Here is a 16,960-nt window from a genome sequence, read left to right as displayed (position 1 = left end):
TATCTGGAGTCCCAATCACCGCGTTCGAACCGCTCAACGAGCCCATTCCTGACGTCGAGCGCTCACCGTCTCCTCGTTCGGCCCGGTCGTCTGTCGTGCTCATCCTCGGATCGACAGCCATTTCGGGGATCTCCGGATATGTGGTCACCTGGCGAGTCTTCACGGAAACGGGGCCGGCCGGATACGGGGTCTTCGCGGTGTTCTGGTCGGCGCTCTTCCTCGTCGTGGGGATCCTATTCGGTCTCCAGCAGGAGTCGACCCGGGCCACCGCCCAGACTATCGTCGCTCCCGAGGGCCCGCGCACCCGCACGTCGCTGTGGATGCTCGGTGGTCTCGTCGCTCTCGTGACGGGCGTTCTCGCGATCGCCAGCAGTTCCCTGTGGGCGCCTCCGACCCTCGGGGCGGCGAACGCCGGCCTCGCCTGGCTCGTGGCCGCCGGTGCAGCCCTGAACTGTCTCCTCGCCGTCGGATCCGGTGTGATGGCCGGTGCAGGGATGTGGCGCCAGCTGGCTGCCGTGGTCACCCTCGACGGCATCATCCGCGTGACGGGCGTTACCGCCGTGCTCGCCGTGACCGACGACATCGTTGCCCTCGCTGTCGCTGTGATCCTTCCGTTCCCTGTGGCCCTGGGAATCGTCTTCCTCACTGCACCGCGGACCCTGATCGAAAAGGCCCGGGTCGGCTTCTCGCTGAGCGCCCTGATCGCGAACACGGGACGGACGATGCTTGCGGCATCGGCGACGGCTGTCCTGATCAACGGGTTCCCGTTGATCCTCTCCTTCTTCGCCGGCCCCGACAACCATGCCGAACTCGGCTCGCTAGTGCTCGCCGTCACGCTGACCCGCGCCCCGATCCTCGTTCCGTTGACAGCATTGTCGAGCTTCCTGGTGAGCAGGTTCTCCCACCATCCCGAATCGATGGGCCGGACTCTCGGCCTCCTGATGGCGGCGATCACCGTGGCCATCCTCGTCCTGTGCGGGGCCGCCTGGCTCTGGGGCGAGCCCGTGATGCACCTCGTCTTCGGAAGCGGCTTCGATCTCTCGGCCGGCGTACTCGTCGCCCTCATCGCGTCGTCGGGGCTCATCGGGGCACTGTTCGTCAGCGGCTCGGCCGTGCTCGCGCAGAATCGCCACGCCCTGTACGCCCTCGGCTGGGTCGTCGCGTCCGTGGTCACTCTCGCGATGCTCTTCGTCCCGCTGCCCCTCGCGGGCCGGTCGGCGCTCGCGCTCGCGCTCGGGCCGGCGGTCGGCCTCGCCGTGCATCTGCTCGGCCTCGCGCCGGTCAGCTCGCGTCGCGATGCGGCAGCCGGAGCCGCCAACTCATCCCCTGGGACGCCTTGACCGTGCAGATGACGAGCAGCATCCACCCGACCTCGACAAGGATCGAGCTCTCGAACACGCTCGTGACCAGCAGCGCAACCAGGACCAGCGGCGCCCACGCGTAAACCACGCTGCGTCGATTGGATGCGAGCAGCCACGACCGGCCGAAGGCCAGAGCGATGAGCGAGACGAAGAGCAGCAGCCCGATCACGCCGACCTGCAGATAGACGTCGAGATAGGCATTCAGAGCGTTGGAGTGATATACGCCGGTGGCCTGCTGGATCGCGGTGAAGGGGTAGAGATCGGTCGGCCACGTGCCCACCCAGCCCCAGCCGATCGTCTGCTGCACGGGGATGAGCTGCCAGATCTGGATCCACAGCTGGTAGCGCACCTGGAAGTCCGCGCGCGCGTTCAACAGGTCGATCACGCGAGTGCGATAGATGTACGCGGCGACGAGGGCGGCGACGGCGAGGACCGCCAGCCCCCACTGGTAGTAGAGCCGCTGATGGACGGGCGCCTTTCGCATCAGATAGAGCGCGAGCGTGGCCAGCCCGACGACGACGGATACGGCCGCGACGACCGGCGAGTGGGCCAGCAGGAGGCACAGCCCTGCCAGTGCGATGGAGAACGCCGCGATCGGTGGCCGGACCGAGCGCGTGCGCACCTCGACCAAGAAGGTCACGAACGCGATGAGGGCGACGATGCTGAGCTGGTTGCGCGTGCCGAACAGCCCCTGGATAGGGCCGCCGAGCGCGATATTGCCCTGGATCCCGAGAAACCGGATCGGGGCGTCGAGGAGCAAGCCGCTCAACACCTCCAGCGACAGCGACAAGGCCAGCAAGAAACGCAGCGCATCGCCGACGACGCGCACGATCTGGATCGCATCGCGTACGAGAGCGATGTATACGGCCAGAAAAGCAAAGATCAGCTGGTAGATCACCGCGCCGAGCGTCGCCCACTGGTACTGGCTCCAGAGGATCGACAGCGCGCACCATCCGACGAAAAGCAGCGCCGACACCGGAAGCAGACCATGCCACTCGATGAGGCGCCATTGTGCGGCGAACGAGAGCGAGGCCAGGGCGACGAGGACTCCCAGCGCTCCGATCAGGCCCGGCCAGCCGATGAGTCCGCGGATCGCGTGCGTGGAGAATGCGGTGACCACCGCAAGCAGGGCGAGTGTCGACGTGAATCGGGCGGACCCCAGGAACTCCGTCACCGCGGGCGGCACCGAGTTGCGACCGGGCGTTGCCATGCCCCGAGTCTATGGGGCGGCAGGCGCCGAGCGCTCACGCGAGAGGGGGCACGCGAGCGACCCCGCCGGCCGAGGTCATCTCGCACGTTTCGTCGAGACGGCCAGCGCGACCAGTAGAGCCCAGCCTCCTTCGATGAGAATGCGGCTCTCGGCAAAGCTCTGCGCCAGCAGGGCCGCCAGGAGCAGGAGCGGAAGGAGAGTCGTCGCGGTGTAGGGACGGTCGTCGGTCACACCTGCGCGCGGCCGGTCCACGGCGATGAACCACGCGCGGCCGAGGGTGCTGAGGATCAGGAGGATGAACACGATCAGTCCGACGATGCCCAGCTGAAGCCAGACGTCGAGCCACGCGTTGTGTGCCTGCAGATACTCGACGCCGTTGCGGGTCGCAAGGCCATCGAACGGCTTCACCCAGGGGGCCCAGTAGCTCACCCAGCCCCAGCCGAACACGGGTCGCTGCTGGGCGAGCCCGATCACTTTGTCCCAGATGTCGAGCCGCCCGGTGAGGTCCTCGCTCTTGCCGAACAGCGCAGGGATGCGGGAGGAGAACCCGGAGACGAGCGCGACGAGCGCCAGGAGGCCGACGATCGCCACGACATAGACCGGCATTCGTCGTTCAGCGCCGACGCGGCGGGCCCAGAGCGCGAACGCGAGCACGACGACGACCGCGAGCATCGCCGCCGTGACCGTGGCAGACCGCGTGAGCGCGAGCGTGAGAACGGCGATCACGAGCCACGCGACCGCCGATCCGCGGCGGCGCCGGCGGTCGGCCACCTGGATGGAGAAGACGATGACAGCCAGCAATGCGATCATGGCGAGCAGGTTGCTGTTTCCGACGATGCCCTGGATCGGGCCACCGTGGAATATAAGGTCACGGCTCCAGTAGAAGGCCTGCGGCACCCGGCCGGCCGGCTCCGCCTCGGCGGGGGTGAGGGGCAGGATGGGCTGACGAACGAAGACCGCGACGATCAGCTCGAAGAGCAGGGACAGCCCGAGGATCCACCGGAAGGCGTGAGAGAGCGCCCCGAGAAGAGCCTCTCGACTCAGCCTCAGTCCGAGGAACACTCCGCCGGCGGTGGTCGCCAGTTGCGCGACGACGCCGAGGGCACTCGCCCCGGGGTACGCGGACCAGGCGATCGATACGACCGCGAGCGCGAGGAACAGAACGAGCGTCTTCGGCGTGCGGCGCCAACGGAATGATGGACGGGAACGCACGACGAACACGACGGAGCCGGCCGCGAGGACGGCCGCGAGGACGAAGTACCCCGGCCAGCTGATCAGGTTGCGCCAGAACTCTCCGGCGAAGAGCGTGAACAGGAGGAGTGCGGCGAACGCCGTCTCTGCGGTCCCGCTTCCCGAAGAGACAGCGCGGTCGCGCGTGCTCGGTGGTGTCGCGGCGTAGGTCACCTGGGCAGACTAACCGAGTCCTTCCGTGAAATCTCGCCGCCGGTGCGCGACGTGGCCGGGGCGGCGTCGCCTAGGGTGTTCGTGAGGAAAGGATGCACCCAGCAGCATGAGCGCAACGAAGCAGAACCGTGTACCGAGCCCTCCCCATGGGGACGCCACGCACGATCATGTCCCGCAGCGCCGGCTGGACCTCCGCACCTTCTTCGCGTCGTGGGCCGCGCTGTTCGCGCTGTGCCTGTGCTGGGCGTTCGCCACCCCCCTCTCCGCCTCGCCCGACGAGCCTGCACACATCGTCAAAGCGGCGAGCGTCGTGCGCGGCGAGTGGATCGGAGCCCCGTCGTCGAGCGGGAACACCGTCACCGTACCGGCGTACATCGCCCGATCCCAGCAGGTGACCTGTTATGCCTTCAACCCGGCGCGGAACGCTGAATGCGATGTTCCCGAACCCGCGCGTCCGTTCGCCGATGTCCGTTCGGTGACCAGCGCGGGACTCTACAACCCCGTCTACTACCTCGCGGTCGGATGGCCGACTCTGATCTTCCAGGACACAGCCGGAATCTACGCCATGCGGGTGGTCAGCGCGCTTCTGACGACGTTGCTCCTAGCCCTGGCTTTCGTCGTGACGCGCGGTCTTCCGAGCAGCCGTCTGGCGACCCTCGCCTACGCCCTGGCGATAACGCCCATGATGCTGTTTCTCGGCGGCACGGTGAACCCGAATTCGCTCGAGGCAGCTGCAACCCTGCTGGTGTTCATCGCGATGCTGTCGATCGCCCTGAATCGGGAAGACACGAGACTGGGCCGCAACCTCACTCTGGTCACGATCGGGGTTGCCATCGGGGCGAGCGCGAGAGGACTCTCACCGTTGTGGCTCGCTGTCGCGATCGTCGCTCCGCTCATCCTGGTCGAACGTCGCCGGCTCGTCGACCTCGTGAAGCGCCGCGCGACGATCATCGCCATCTCCGTCTCTGCGGTCGCTGTGGCGTTCGCGCTCGCCTGGACTCTCGGATCCAATTCGCTGTCGAACGCGATCACCAACCCCCAGTTCGCACTGCACTATCCCGGTGTCGGGTCCTCCCCCGTCACCGGATTCACCCGCATCCTTCTCGGGACGGTCGGGTACGGCCAGGGGTTGATCGGGCTGTTCGGCTGGCTGGACACCCCGGCTCCCGATGTGGTGCTGTACGCCTACGGATCAGGGGTCGCGGCCCTCGTCGCCGTCGCGCTCGTGGTGCTGCGGGCGCGATCGCTCCTCGCCTTCCTGCTCCTCCTCGGCTCGTTCCTCCTGCTTCCCGCGCTCGTGCAGGCCGCCTACATCCACGGCGGCGGGCTGATCTGGCAGGGGCGGTACAACCTCCCGCTCTTCTTGACCCTCGTCGTCGGGACGGCTGCCCTCTTGGGAGGCAGGGCCGAGCGTCTGTCCGCGACGACCTGGAGGCGGCTCATCCTTCTCGCCATCGTCGTCACCGTCGTCGCCCAGTGGTGGGCGTTCGAAGCGACACTGCGCCGCTACGCGGTGGGATCGAACGGTACGGCGGGCGAGTTCCTCTTCGGGGGCTCTCCGTGGTCGCCTCCGGGCGGGACGATCCTCTGGCTCGTCATCGCGGGTCTGGTCATGCTCGGGTCCGGCATTCTGCTCGCCGTCGCCGCCTGGCCGCGTCCGCCACGCGGCACGGACGATGCGCTCGTCGACGACGCCGGCGTACGACCGCGGCTCTGACCGGGCGGGACGACACGGTGCGATAGGATTTCGGATGGATTTCGTCGCGCGCCCACACACTTTCGTCGCCGCGACACCTCGCGGGGAAAGAAGCAGATGAAGCAGAGACAGATCAAAGATTCCGTTGTGACCATCACCGGCGGGACCGGGTCGTTCGGTTCCACGATGGCGAGGCATCTGCTCACTCGCGACGTCGGGGAGGTCCGGATCTTCAGTCGCGATGAGTCGAAGCAGGACGCCATGCGTCACGCCATCAAGGATTCGCGTCTGCGGTTCTACATCGGCGATGTGCGCGACGCCGAGAGCGTCGACCGCGCGATCCGCGGCAGCGACCACGTCTTCCACGCAGCAGCGCTGAAGCAGGTTCCTTCGGCGGAATTCTTCCCCCTGGAGGCGGTCGCGACCAACATCAACGGCAGCGCGAACGTCATCCGCGCTTCGGTGAACCGCTCCGTCTCATCCGTCGTCTGCCTCAGCACGGACAAGGCGGTCTACCCGATCAATGCGATGGGGATGACGAAAGCCGTCATGGAGAAGACGGCGTTCGCGATGGCCCGCGACTCGCTCGACTCCGACACCGTGATCTCCGTGACTCGCTACGGCAATGTCATGTACTCGCGCGGCTCGGTGATCCCCCTGTTCGTCAACCAGTTGACCTCGGGCGGCAGCGTGACCGTGACCGACCCGAACATGACACGCTTCCTGATGTCGCTCGCGCAGTCTGTGGACCTGGTCGAGTATGCGTTCACGCAGGCGGTGACGGGTGACCTGTTCGTTCGAAAGGCTCCCGCGAGCACCGTCGGCGTTCTCGTTCAGGCCGTCGCTAACGTTCTCGGCATGCCCGAGCCGGAGGTGCAGACGATCGGGGTGCGACACGGCGAGAAGCTGTTCGAGTCGCTGCTCGGTTCGGAGGAGATGGCGAACGCAGAAGACCGGGGAGCCTACTTCCGGGTCCCGCTCGACACCCGGACGCTCGACTACCGCCCGTACTTCGAGGAGGGCGCCGACCACGGCGCGACCCTTGAGTCGTACACCTCGCACAACACCGAGCGTCTGGACGTCGCCGGAGTAGAGAAGCTGCTGTTGACCCTCCCGGAGATCCAGAAGATCGTCTCGGAGCGCTGAGCCTCCGCGCCAGTGCTCTAGCGGGCCGACTGGGCTGCTTCTGCGACGACGGATTCGAGTGTGCGCTCGAAGGCGTCGACCGCCAACCGCTTGGAGAAAGTGCGGTCTACGTACGCCCGCTGCCGTGTGGTGATAGCGGAACGCACCGCCTCCGGCTCGTAGGCCAAGCGCGTCGCGACCCTCGCTACGTCGCGCTGGTCCGGCACGAGCGTGACTCCCGAGTCGGTGCCGAGGACGCCGCGGAGGCCGTCAAGATCTGTGGACACCGCGGCGACGCCGGCCGCCATGTACTGCAGCACCTTGTGCGGCAGGGCGACGTTGGTCACCAGTTCCTGGCGGAACGGGTTGACGGCGACGTCCGCGGCCGCGAGGTAACCGGGAAGCGCGGCATACGGGACAACTCCCGTGAAGATGACCCGGTCCTCGAGAGAGCGCTCCGCGACCATCGCACGCAATGACGCGTCCAGTTCTCCACCGCCGACGAGCACGAGCTTCAGCTCAGGGTGTGCCGCAAACTGCTCCGTCAGGTCCTCGATGAGGACGTCGAGACCGGAGAATTCGAAGAACGTCCCCATGTAGAGCAGGACTTTGTCCGACGCCGACAACCCGATGGTCGCCCGGATGTCCTGTGGCGCACGCTGCTCGAAGTGCGACAGGTCTATGGGAGGAAGATCCGTGCTGCTCGGGCCCGTCCGCCCGGAGATCTGGTTGGTATATTCCGTCATCGCCGGATTGTTTCCGGAGACCCAGGTCGCGCGGCGGGTGACGAACCGCTCGGCCCGATGAATGATCCGGGAGAACACGTTCGCGCGAATCTGATGCGAGACATCCAGTGCGCGGTAGACGATCGGAACGCCGGCACGCGCGGCGAACGCAACTGCCTGCCAGCCTGTTGTGGGGACGGCGTAGAGGACCACGACGTCGTACCGGCCGTCGCGGATCTCGCGCCTCAGCGCCGGGGTCGAGAGAATGGGCGCGACATACCGTTCCAGCGCCCGACCGCCGAACGTCGGTGGAGTGATGAGATGGATGCGGGCATCGGGATGAACGCGTCCCTCGATTGTCGTCCGCGTTGTCCGCCAGGAGACCGCCGGCTCGTCGGGAGCCTCCGGATAGTGGAAGAACGAGACGTCATGACCTTTGAGAGCAAGCAGCTCAGGAAATTCGTGCATCTCAAAGATCACCTTATTGAGGTAGTTGACCTCATGGATGAAGAGAATGCGCACGAGAAGGGATCCTAGATCTTCCGGCGGATGGCGCGCCGGCCGTGGTGTGTCCCGACGGTCGACCGGATGAAATTGACGACACGACGCGAGGTGTCATCGATGTCGTACTCGAAGGGAGCCGAGGCCGGCCCATCCTCGGCGAACTGTGCGAGAGTGATCGCAACGGCATCCAGCACCGTCTCAGTGGAGACGCCCGCGGTGATGGTCACCCCCGTGTCGATGGCCTCCGGCCGCTCGATGGCGTCGCGCAAGGAGACAGCCGGGAAGCCGAGGATGGCGGATTCCTCGCTGATGGTCCCGCTGTCCGACAGCACCAGCTTCGCCGATTTCTGCAGATGGACGTAGTCGTGGAAGCCGAACGGTGGATGGAAGATGAGGCCACGCTTGGCGTCCTCCCCCTGCTCGATGAGCCGGTTTCGCGTGCGCGGGTGGGTGGAGACGAGCACGGGAACCTCGTACTCGGCGGCCAGCGCCTGAAGGGCCGCCAGCGCCGAAGCAAGACGTTCCGGGTTGTCGACGTTCTCCTCTCGATGCATGCTCACCAGGAAGAACTCTCCTTCGGTCAGCCCCTGCCGCTGGAGCACGTCGCTCGCGTCGATCCCAGCTCGGTTGGCATCGAGGACCTCGCGCATCGGCGATCCGGTCAGCATGATCCGGGCCGGCTGAATGCCCTCGGCGAGGAGATTCCGCCGCGCGTGCTCGGTGTACACCAGGTTGTAGTCGGCGACATGATCGACCAGCTGGCGATTGACCTCCTCGGGCACGTTCTCGTCGAACGAACGGTTCCCCGCCTCCATGTGGTACACGGGGATCTGGAGCCGCTTGGCCATGACAGCGGAAATGCAGCTGTTCGTGTCGCCGAGGACGACCATCGCGTCCGGTCGCTCCTCGAGGAGTACGGGTTCGATCCGGCTGAGGACCGAGCCGAGCACGGCGCCGAGTGACGAGGTGTCGCTTTCCAGGAAGTGGTCAGGACGCCGCAGCCCCAAGTCCTCGAAGAAGACCTCGTTCAGCTCGTAATCGTAGTTCTGACCAGTGTGGACCAGGACGTGCTCGGTCTCCCGCTCCAACCGTTTGATCGTCGCCGCGAGCCGGATGATCTCCGGTCGCGTCCCCACGACTGTCAGGACTTTCATTTTCTTGCGCGTGCTCACACGGCCTCCGCGATCGTGTCGGGGCTCTCGGGGCGGAACAGCTCGTTCGCCCAGAAACTGGTTACCAAGGTCGTCTTGCCGGTGTTCTCGATGTTGTGCGACCACAGCGTCGGCATGTCGATTGCTACGGGATGGGATCCTGAGACCGGGAACCGGAGGATCTCGGTGGTGAAGAGCCGCCGCATGGAAATCACAGCATCGCCCTCGACGACAGCGAAACGCTCGACTTTGCGTCGATGGAAGTGATCTCCGCGCGTCACGCCGGGCACCGTGGTGGAGAAGGACGCCTGGCTTTCTCCGCCACCCGCCCGGATGAGCTCGAAGAACGACCCCCGCTGGTCCGCGTTCGCGCGCAATTCGAAGGGGCCGTCGACCGGGAAGGAGAACGAACGGTACGTATTGAAGAGGTCGCGGTCGAACGCTCGCCCGATGTCGGGGATCTCGCCCGACCGATAGAGCCCGGAGATCTCGGTGAGCTTCGCAAGGACCGCACTCACGGACGCGCGGGTGACACGCTCGTCGACAGACGCGACGGTACCGATGAGCAGTTCTGCCGCATCTTGCGCATGCAGGAGGTCGAGCTCGCGATCCGTCTGGATGGTCGGGGCGCCCCCGGTCGCCAGGAGGTGGCTGAAGGTCGCGACCACGGAGTTGTAGAACGGAACCCCGTGCTCGCCGAACAGGTTCGGCAGGAGGACGTCTTCGTAGTCGGCACCGACGGCGTCAGCCGCCGCGCGCAGGATCTCGCCCGCCCGAGCCTTCGCCGAGCCGTACACGGAGTCGCCGAGTGCCTGGGTCGAGTTGGCGAACACCACTGTCGACGGCGGCGTCGTGGCCGCCCGCAGAGCCTCGGCCGCCTGACGGGCGAACCGGAGGTTGCCCTGCGCCACCTCCTCGTCGCTGCCTCGGTTGACACCGGCGATGTGGATGAACCGGTCGGCACCCTCCAGGGCCTCCGTAGCGGAGATCAGGTCGAAGCCGTCACCGACCGCCATGGGCCGCGAATCGGAGCCCTTCGCTCGCAGCGCGCACCGGACATGCCACCCGAGAAAGCCGCGGGCTCCCGTGAGGACCACAGCCGTCATCGTCCCCTCCTCCGTTCAGCACGCACGATCGATCATTCTACCGGTGCCTCAGTGCGCGGTGTCGCCGCCGTAGCCGGCTCCCCTCCGCGCGACGGCAGTGTCCAGGTCCGGAACTCGGAGACGGCGAAGAAGGTCAGCAGCCCGAAGGCGACAGTGATACCGGCCCACATCGCCATCGGACCGAACGGCAGATGCCACCACCACTCCACATTCGCGCTGAGGTTGGCCCCCCAGACCTCGGTCCCCGTCACGTAGCGACGGATGTTCTCATGCAGCGCGACCGCCTGAATAGCGAAGAGGCTCACGCCCACTGCCGCCCACTGCACCCGGGTGAATCCGATCCTGTGCCTGCCGATCTGGAACAGCGCGACACCGGCAACGACGATGATGAGCGGCAGCAGATATCGCGGCTGAAGGATGGGGTCGATCGTGTACCGGATAGCGGTCAGCATCGCCACGGGCAGCGCGACCAGCACCACCACCCCGCCGGCGAGCACCAGTCCCTTACGCCAGTTCATCGCCCGCAGACCGCCGAATGTGAGCGCGCCGAAGCAGACCAGGCCGATCACCCACACGGAGGCCGGCATCGTGGTGTCGAGCCACCCCGTCCCGCCGTTCACGCCATAGATGCCCGCCCACAAGAGGGGTACGTCCAGCACGTTGTGAAAGCCGAGTGTCAGCAGGCTGCCTGTGAATCCGCCCCGTCCCAGGGGGCTGTGGCTCTGGCCCGCGGTGAGGTAGAGCACGAACGAGATGACGGCGATGACAATGCCGAGGATCGACGAGAGCCAGAACCGGGGGTCCTTCCAGCGAACGGTCAGCAGCATGGCGACCCCGACGCTCAGAATCGAGTACAGGGCGGAATCCGACCGCGCACCTCCCCCGATGACGGCCGCCACGACCGCGAGCGCGCCGAGGCCCGCTTGGCGCCAGCCCCGCGTCTCGAAGTAGCCGACGAGCGAGATCCAGAGCAGCCCTGCCGAGGTGAGCGCCCATGAACTCGGGTTGACGGACGGCACCAGGAAGATCCCCAGCGGGATCAGCGTTATGAGCCATCCCCACACCAGCGTGGTGCGGCGCGAGGAGATCAGCAGCAGGGCGACCGCCGTCGACAGTGCGACGAATAACAGCGCATTCACCGCCCTCATGATCAGGACGGATGTCGTCACGTCTTTCGACACGAACAAGTGCATGGTCGCGTAGAACAGCACCGGGTACTGGCCGTGAGAGTTCACGCGGTCCGTGGTGACCATACCCTCGGGCGTGGTTGCGGCCAGGCAGGAGGCGCTCACCGCGGGCAGGTGTCCGTAGCATGGAGCGCCGTTGGTGCTCACACCGGGCGGCACGGCCCGCTGGTCCGGGTGGCCCGGCACGGCCTCGCAGACACCCTTCTGCTCCCCGCCGGCGCACCAGATCGAGGCTTGATGGAAGTCATCGTCGGGGCTCGCCAGCACCGGGGACGCGAGCGCCCACCCCAGTAGCACCACCAGTGCGAGCAGAGGCACCAGTACGATCCTGGCGATCCGCGTCGCACGCCAGGCGTCGGCGAGCCTCCCGGTCATGCGAGAACGTCGCGGCGGCCGGCGAGCTCGGGCTCGTCGACGCCCGACGTGGGCGTCCAGCTACGGAACTCGGTGATCGCGAACACGACGAGAACGCCGAAGGCCAGACTCGTGAACGCCCAGAGGGCCTGGGGCCCGAAGGGCAGGTGCCACCACCACTCGACGTTGGCGCTGAGGTTGAAGCCCCAGACGTCGTTGCCGGTGACGTAGCGGCGAATGTTCTCGTGCAACGCCACGGTCTGCATGACGATCAAGCTGATGCCCAGGACTGCCCATTGCACGCGGGTGAAGCCGATGCGGTGCTTGCCGATCTGGAACAACGCGACACCGGCCACCACGATGATCAGGGGCAGCAGGTATCGCGGCTGCAGCCACGGCCCGACCACGGATCGGATCGATACGAGGATGTAGAGAGGCAGGACGATGAGGACGACCACGCCGCCTGCGAGTACGAGCCCCTTGCGGACGTTCATCGCCCGCAGACCGCCGAAGGTCAGGGCGCCGAAGGCCACAAGCCCGATCACCCATACCGACGTCGGCAGGGGCGTGTCACGCCAGCCGAGTCCTTCCTGACCCACTGTGCCCGCCCAGAGCAGCGGCATGTTGATGAGGTCGTGGAACGCCAGGTCGACCCGGCTCCCTACGAAATCGCCTTGACCGAGGGGACTGTGACTCTGCTGCGCGGTCAGGTAGAGGAGGAACGAGATGACCGCGATGGCGAAGCCGAGGATCGACTGCAGCCAGAACCGCCGATCCTTCCACCGGACCGCCAGCAACATCGCCACTCCGACCATGAGAATCGAGTACAGAGCCGAGTCCGACCGGGCTCCTCCGCCCATCAGGGCTGCAATCACCGCCAGCGCTCCCAGGGCCGCCTGACGCCATCCGCGCGTCTCGAAGTAGCCGACCAGCGAGATCCACAACAGCCCCGCCGAGGTCAGAGCCCACGAGCTCGGGTTCACCGATGGGATCAGGAAGATCCCCAGCGGGACCATGGAGATGAACCATCCCCACACCAGCGTCGTCCGGCGCGACCCGCGCAGCAGGAGACACACCAGGGTCGACAGCCCGACGAAGAGCAGAGCATTCACGACCCGCATGATCATGAGCGATACGGTCACATCGGGCGACACGAACAAGCGCATCGCGGTGTAGTAGAGGACCGGGTACTGACCGCGCGAGTTCACCCTTTCGGTCGGGACCATCCCGTCCCGCGTCGTCGGCGCCAGGCAGGACGCGCTGACGTCGGGCCTGGCAGCGTAACAAGGGGCGCCGTTGCCCTCGACCTCACCGGGGACAGCCCGCTGATCGGGATGACCGGGGACGGCCTCGCAGATCCCTTTCTGCTCGCCGCCGGCGCACCAGATGCTCGCCTGGTGGAAGCCGTCGTCGGGACTCGATTCGATCGGGGACGCGAGCGCCCAGCCCAGGAGCACCACCAGCGCGAGCACGGGAACGAGCACCACCCGCGCCATTCTCGTAGCGCGCCAAACTGTTGAGAACTTCGCCATCCGTCGCTTCCTGTGTCCTGGCTGCGGTCAATCGGGAATCCCAGCAGGCGGGCCTGGCATCGGGCGGACTGTGTCGTCGGGCGACCGGAGCTCGTCGCGGGCCAGCTTAGCAATCACCTGCACATCACCCGGAACGTCACGCCGGTTGCAACAGATCGCGCGCGATGTCAGCGTTTCCGCGGCTGGCGAACCGCCGATAGTCGCGCAGCAGCGCCAGCCGGGCCACCGCTGGGAGGCGGGCGAGCCGCATCGCGGGCATCGCTGCGCGGGTCGCCTCGAAGGCGTGCTTGTCACGCGCCAGATCCAGCGTCGCGGGCGGGATGCGGTCACCCAGGGCCTCCAGCCGCTCGACCAGAAGCGCGGCTCGACGGGCCAGACCACGGTTCCGATCGCCGCGCGTCTGCAGCACGCGAGCGACCTTGCCGCGCAGCGTCGGGTCGGCGACGCCAATCTGGTTGGAACCGTGGCGGCGGTAGTCCGTCAATTGCTCCTCGAGTACGTCGGCACCCGACAGTGCAGCGGCGATGATCGCCAGCCACTCGTCGTGCACCCACTCCTCCGGGAATGGGAGGGCCGCCTCCAGCAGGGATCGCCGGAACACGACGGTCGCGCCGGTAGCGAGGTTTCGCCTGAGGTACACGCGGAATGCGTCGCCCGCGTGCACCGCGTCTAGATCGGTACGGGTGACTTCGAGGGATCCGAAAAGCGTCGCGCCGGACGGCGCGCCGACACCGTCGATCAACCGGGCGTCCGTGTGCAGGAGGAGGAGCCGAGGATCGTCCGCGAACCGCGCCGCCATCCGTTGGAGCTTCTCGAGCGCCCACAGGTCGTCCTGGTCGCTCAGCGCGATCAACTCGCCGTGCGTCGCGGTCACGGCCTGCTCGAAGTTGCGGACGACGCCGAGCGGGTGAGGGTTGCGCAGCAGTCGTGCCTCGGGAAACCCCGCGAGCGCCCTCCCTGCTACGGCGACCGTGGTGTCGTCGGACCCGTCGTCCGAAAGCACGATCTCGGTCGGTGTCAGAGTCTGCGCCCGGATCGACCGCAGCTGTGCATCGAGGAAGGCCGCGCCGTTGTACGTGCACAGCGCGACCGAGACCGACGGCCCGGTCACAGCGACCGCTTGACCCGGCTGGTGATCTTCTTCGCGACGACCTTCGGTCCGCCGTTGCTGAGGTAGTGGAAGAAGAGCCCGACGTCGTGGCGGATGCCGTGCTTCTTGCGACGCGCAGGGCGCCCGGCAACCGGTCGCGCCGACCGCACTGCACCGCTCTCGACGAGGTCCGGCGCGTGCCGGGCGTCGGAGACGAACGCGGTGAGCGGGCGCAGCACGTTCTCCCAGAAGTACCGCTCGCGCACGCGACGGATGTTGCGCTTCGCGGCCTTGATGAACGCCTCGTCGTACAGGATCTTCTCGAGCGCATCGCGCAGGGCGGCGACATCACCGGACGGGACCACGATGCCGAGCTTCTCCTCGCGCACGAGGTCGGCGAAGTGGTCGCCCTCGGTGACCACCATGGGCAGCTCGGCCCACAGATAGTCGAGGATGCGCGTCCGGAACGAGAAGGTCGTCTCGATGTGGGCGAAATGCGTGCTGACGCCAGCATCCGCCTCGGTGAGGTAGTTCTGCCGGTCGGCGTAGTCGACCCACGAGTCGTTGAAGAACACCGCGCTGTCGAGCACGCCGAGCTCGCGCGCGAGCGTCCGCGACTCCGCGACGATGCCCATCTCCGGGACACCGGGATGCGGGTGCTTGGTGCCCTGGAAGAACAGCCGGACGTCGGGGTGCGTCTCGTTCAGTGCGGCGACAGCCCGGATCAGGGACGTCGGATCGAACCAGTTGTAGAGCCCGCCGCTCCAGAGCAGCACCTTGTCGTCGACGCCGATGCCGGGGCGGACGCCCTTGAGCACTTCGCGCTCGTGCCGCGGCGGCGTGCTGGAGAGTCCGAACGGCACGACATCGATCAGCCGCTCGAGGTCGGGGTCGGTCTCGTAGACGGACGGGTTGATGCGGCCGAGGGCCGCCAGCTGGCCGAGGTAGAAGTGGCGCTGGCGCTCTGACGCGCACAGGAAGAAGTCGCCGCGCTCCAGCTGCTCGTTGAGGACGTCCGTCGCGTCGCCGACCTGCTTCTTCCATTGCGCCGCGCCGAGCTCGCGGCCCTGCTCCAGCTGCTCCAGGTGCATGGGGTCGTAGATGTCGGCGACGATGATCTTGTCGGTGGTGCGGATGCTGTCGAACAACGCCATCGCCAGACCCTGGAAGACGATGACGTCGGCCTCGCGCTCGAACGGCTTCATCGCGCGGTCGTCTCCGGGGCGGACATGCGCGACGCGGAACGGCGCGGAGACCGGCTCGACGCCGGCAAGCGAGACCAGGGTGACCTCGTTGTCGGCGGAGAGCGCCTCGGCCATGTGCCAGGCCCGGATGGCGGGACCGGCCATCTTCTCGCCGATGGGGTCGCCGGTGATGATCAGCACACGGGTCACCTGCGGCGGCTCGGTGACGGCGAACGCGGTCGCGAGCTTGTCGTAGCCCTCGAGGTAGTGGTCGTTCTGGAACGAGGGTGCGTCCGTCTCGCCGAACAACGACCACAGTCGCGCGTCCGAGACGACCCGCGACGCTTGGATCTCGCGCCGCGACTCGGCCAGCGACGGAAGGTTCTCCACGAACTGGTCGATCGCGAAGACGCCGGCGAGGGTCTCGCGCGACACCTCCTGCGTCGGCGCGTCGTCGATCCCCCGACGGAGGTCGAAGGAGGCGGAGTCGAGGTCGCCCTTGGAGACCGCACGACGGACCGCCAGCGCGAGAGTGGCGGGCAGGGCGTCGGCGAGCGCCTCATCTCCGAGGTTCTTGTACTGCGTGTACAGCGCGTTGCGCTCCAGCAGGTACGTCTCCTTGAACGCCCCGAACTTGCTCATCGAGGCGTGGTGCTTGTGATACGCGAGCGAACGCGGCTCGTACACGTAGCGCCAGCCCCGCAGGTTGAGCCGCCAGCCCAGGTCGACGTCCTCGAAGAACATGAAGTAGCGCTCGTCGAATCCGCCCAGCGCATCGTAGACATCGCGGCGGACGAACATCGCGGATCCGGTGCCGAACAGCACGTCGGCGGGCTCGTCGGCACTGGAGGGCACGGGCTGGGCGGTGAGCGGCTTGTAGCCCTGACCGAACCAGGTCAGGGCTGAGCCGATGTAGTCCACCAGCTCGCCGTCCCAGTCGAGCACCTTGCTCGCGACGGCGCCGATCGCGCTGCTCTCGCCGAAGCGCTCGACGGCGGCCGCGATCCATCGCGCATCCGGGCGGGCGTCGTTGTTGAGGAACGCGACGATGTCGCCGGAGGACGACCGCACGCCGAGGTTGCACCCGCCGGCGAAGCCGAGGTTCTTCTTCGAGACGATCAGGGTGATCCCCTCGATCGCGCGCAGCCGCTCGGCGCTGTCGTCCCCCGAACCGTTCTCGACGACGACGATCTCGAGACGCTCGGCGGGCCAGTCCTGCTCACGCAGATGACGGATCGCCTGGAGGGTGTCGTCGGTCCCGCGGAAGTTCACGAGAACGACGGAGACGACGCCGGGACGGAGGTTCGGCATAGAGGCCTTCCTGTTCGCTT

Annotated in this window: 12 protein-coding genes; 3 read left to right on the top strand and 9 right to left on the bottom strand. The window is 67.0% G+C overall.

Translation table 11 applies throughout. The features are described from left to right. Positions 1 to 140: 140 nt before the first annotated feature. Positions 141 to 1,340, top strand: coding sequence for a hypothetical protein (locus tag AXZ95_RS05745; RefSeq protein ID WP_018190063.1), 1,200 nt, complete (start codon positions 141 to 143; stop codon positions 1,338 to 1,340). Here the strand turns inward: AXZ95_RS05745 and AXZ95_RS05740 are convergent. Together AXZ95_RS05740 and AXZ95_RS05735 are read right to left on the bottom strand one after the other, a co-directional pair. Further along, a complete protein-coding gene (locus AXZ95_RS05740; protein WP_231374360.1) occupies positions 1,282 to 2,481 on the bottom strand; it encodes an O-antigen ligase family protein in 1,200 nt (399 codons plus the stop codon). The two genes, AXZ95_RS05745 and AXZ95_RS05740, sit on opposite strands and share 59 nt — an antisense overlap. A 165-nt stretch (positions 2,482 to 2,646) precedes the next feature. Further along, entirely contained in the window at positions 2,647 to 3,975 is a 1,329-nt protein-coding gene (locus tag AXZ95_RS05735; protein ID WP_018190061.1) for an O-antigen ligase family protein, read from the bottom strand. A 106-nt stretch (positions 3,976 to 4,081) separates the two neighbouring features. Between AXZ95_RS05735 and AXZ95_RS05730 the strand changes: the two genes are divergently transcribed. Both AXZ95_RS05730 and AXZ95_RS05725 read left to right on the top strand, forming a co-directional pair. Further along, positions 4,082 to 5,692 (top strand): DUF2142 domain-containing protein, encoded by a 1,611-nt coding sequence (locus AXZ95_RS05730; protein ID WP_018190060.1) that lies wholly within the window; start codon positions 4,082 to 4,084, stop codon positions 5,690 to 5,692. A gap of 96 nt (positions 5,693 to 5,788) precedes the next feature. After that, the gene (locus AXZ95_RS05725) at positions 5,789 to 6,817 is read left to right on the top strand and encodes a polysaccharide biosynthesis protein (RefSeq protein ID WP_026307078.1); all 1,029 of its coding nucleotides are present in this window, start codon (positions 5,789 to 5,791) and stop codon (positions 6,815 to 6,817) included. Positions 6,818 to 6,834: 17 nt separating this feature from the next. On the opposite strand, the gene AXZ95_RS05720 is transcribed toward AXZ95_RS05725, so the two are convergent. From AXZ95_RS05720 to AXZ95_RS05690, 7 genes are all read right to left on the bottom strand, one after another. Next, on the bottom strand, positions 6,835 to 8,043 hold the full coding sequence (locus AXZ95_RS05720; protein WP_018190058.1) for a glycosyltransferase: 1,209 nt from the start codon (positions 8,041 to 8,043) through the stop codon (positions 6,835 to 6,837). Positions 8,044 to 8,054: 11 nt separating this feature from the next. Continuing rightward, positions 8,055 to 9,179 (bottom strand): UDP-N-acetylglucosamine 2-epimerase (non-hydrolyzing), encoded by a 1,125-nt coding sequence (gene wecB / locus AXZ95_RS05715; protein WP_026307077.1) that lies wholly within the window; start codon positions 9,177 to 9,179, stop codon positions 8,055 to 8,057. A gap of 14 nt (positions 9,180 to 9,193) precedes the next feature. Then, the gene (locus AXZ95_RS05710; RefSeq protein ID WP_018190056.1) at positions 9,194 to 10,282 is read right to left on the bottom strand and encodes an NAD-dependent epimerase/dehydratase family protein; all 1,089 of its coding nucleotides are present in this window, start codon (positions 10,280 to 10,282) and stop codon (positions 9,194 to 9,196) included. 32 nt (positions 10,283 to 10,314) lie between these two features. After that, complete coding sequence (locus AXZ95_RS05705) at positions 10,315 to 11,844, bottom strand: DUF2142 domain-containing protein (RefSeq protein WP_018190055.1); 1,530 nt, start codon at positions 11,842 to 11,844, stop codon at positions 10,315 to 10,317. Continuing rightward, positions 11,841 to 13,319 carry a DUF2142 domain-containing protein gene (locus AXZ95_RS05700; RefSeq protein WP_051087272.1) on the bottom strand — a complete coding sequence of 493 codons (1,479 nt, stop codon included), beginning with the start codon at positions 13,317 to 13,319 and terminating at the stop codon, positions 11,841 to 11,843. Before AXZ95_RS05700 ends, AXZ95_RS05705 begins: the two co-directional genes overlap by 4 nt. 172 nt (positions 13,320 to 13,491) lie before the next feature. Next, positions 13,492 to 14,466 carry a glycosyltransferase family 2 protein gene (locus tag AXZ95_RS05695; RefSeq protein WP_018190053.1) on the bottom strand — a complete coding sequence of 325 codons (975 nt, stop codon included), beginning with the start codon at positions 14,464 to 14,466 and terminating at the stop codon, positions 13,492 to 13,494. Further along, positions 14,463 to 16,940, bottom strand: a complete 2,478-nt coding sequence (locus tag AXZ95_RS05690) for a glycosyltransferase (protein ID WP_018190052.1) — start codon at positions 16,938 to 16,940, stop codon at positions 14,463 to 14,465. Before AXZ95_RS05690 ends, AXZ95_RS05695 begins: the two co-directional genes overlap by 4 nt. Positions 16,941 to 16,960: the final 20 nt, after the last annotated feature.

Origin of the sequence: Leifsonia sp. 115AMFTsu3.1 (assembly GCF_004362795.1) — a bacterium.
Classification (GTDB): Bacteria; Actinomycetota; Actinomycetes; order Actinomycetales; family Microbacteriaceae; genus Leifsonia.
This window is presented reverse-complemented; position numbering and strand designations above follow the sequence as displayed.

Coding starts and splice junctions, on each gene's coding strand:
- AXZ95_RS05730 (WP_018190060.1), top strand. CDS start 4,082: ATGAGCGCAACGAAGCAGAACCGTGTACCGAGCCCTCCCCATGGGGAC.
- AXZ95_RS05725 (WP_026307078.1), top strand. CDS start 5,789: ATGAAGCAGAGACAGATCAAAGATTCCGTTGTGACCATCACCGGCGGG.
- wecB (WP_026307077.1), bottom strand. CDS start 9,179: ATGAAAGTCCTGACAGTCGTGGGGACGCGACCGGAGATCATCCGGCTC.
- AXZ95_RS05710 (WP_018190056.1), bottom strand. CDS start 10,282: ATGACGGCTGTGGTCCTCACGGGAGCCCGCGGCTTTCTCGGGTGGCAT.
- AXZ95_RS05705 (WP_018190055.1), bottom strand. CDS start 11,844: ATGACCGGGAGGCTCGCCGACGCCTGGCGTGCGACGCGGATCGCCAGG.
- AXZ95_RS05700 (WP_051087272.1), bottom strand. CDS start 13,319: ATGGCGCGGGTGGTGCTCGTTCCCGTGCTCGCGCTGGTGGTGCTCCTG.
- AXZ95_RS05690 (WP_018190052.1), bottom strand. CDS start 16,940: ATGCCGAACCTCCGTCCCGGCGTCGTCTCCGTCGTTCTCGTGAACTTC.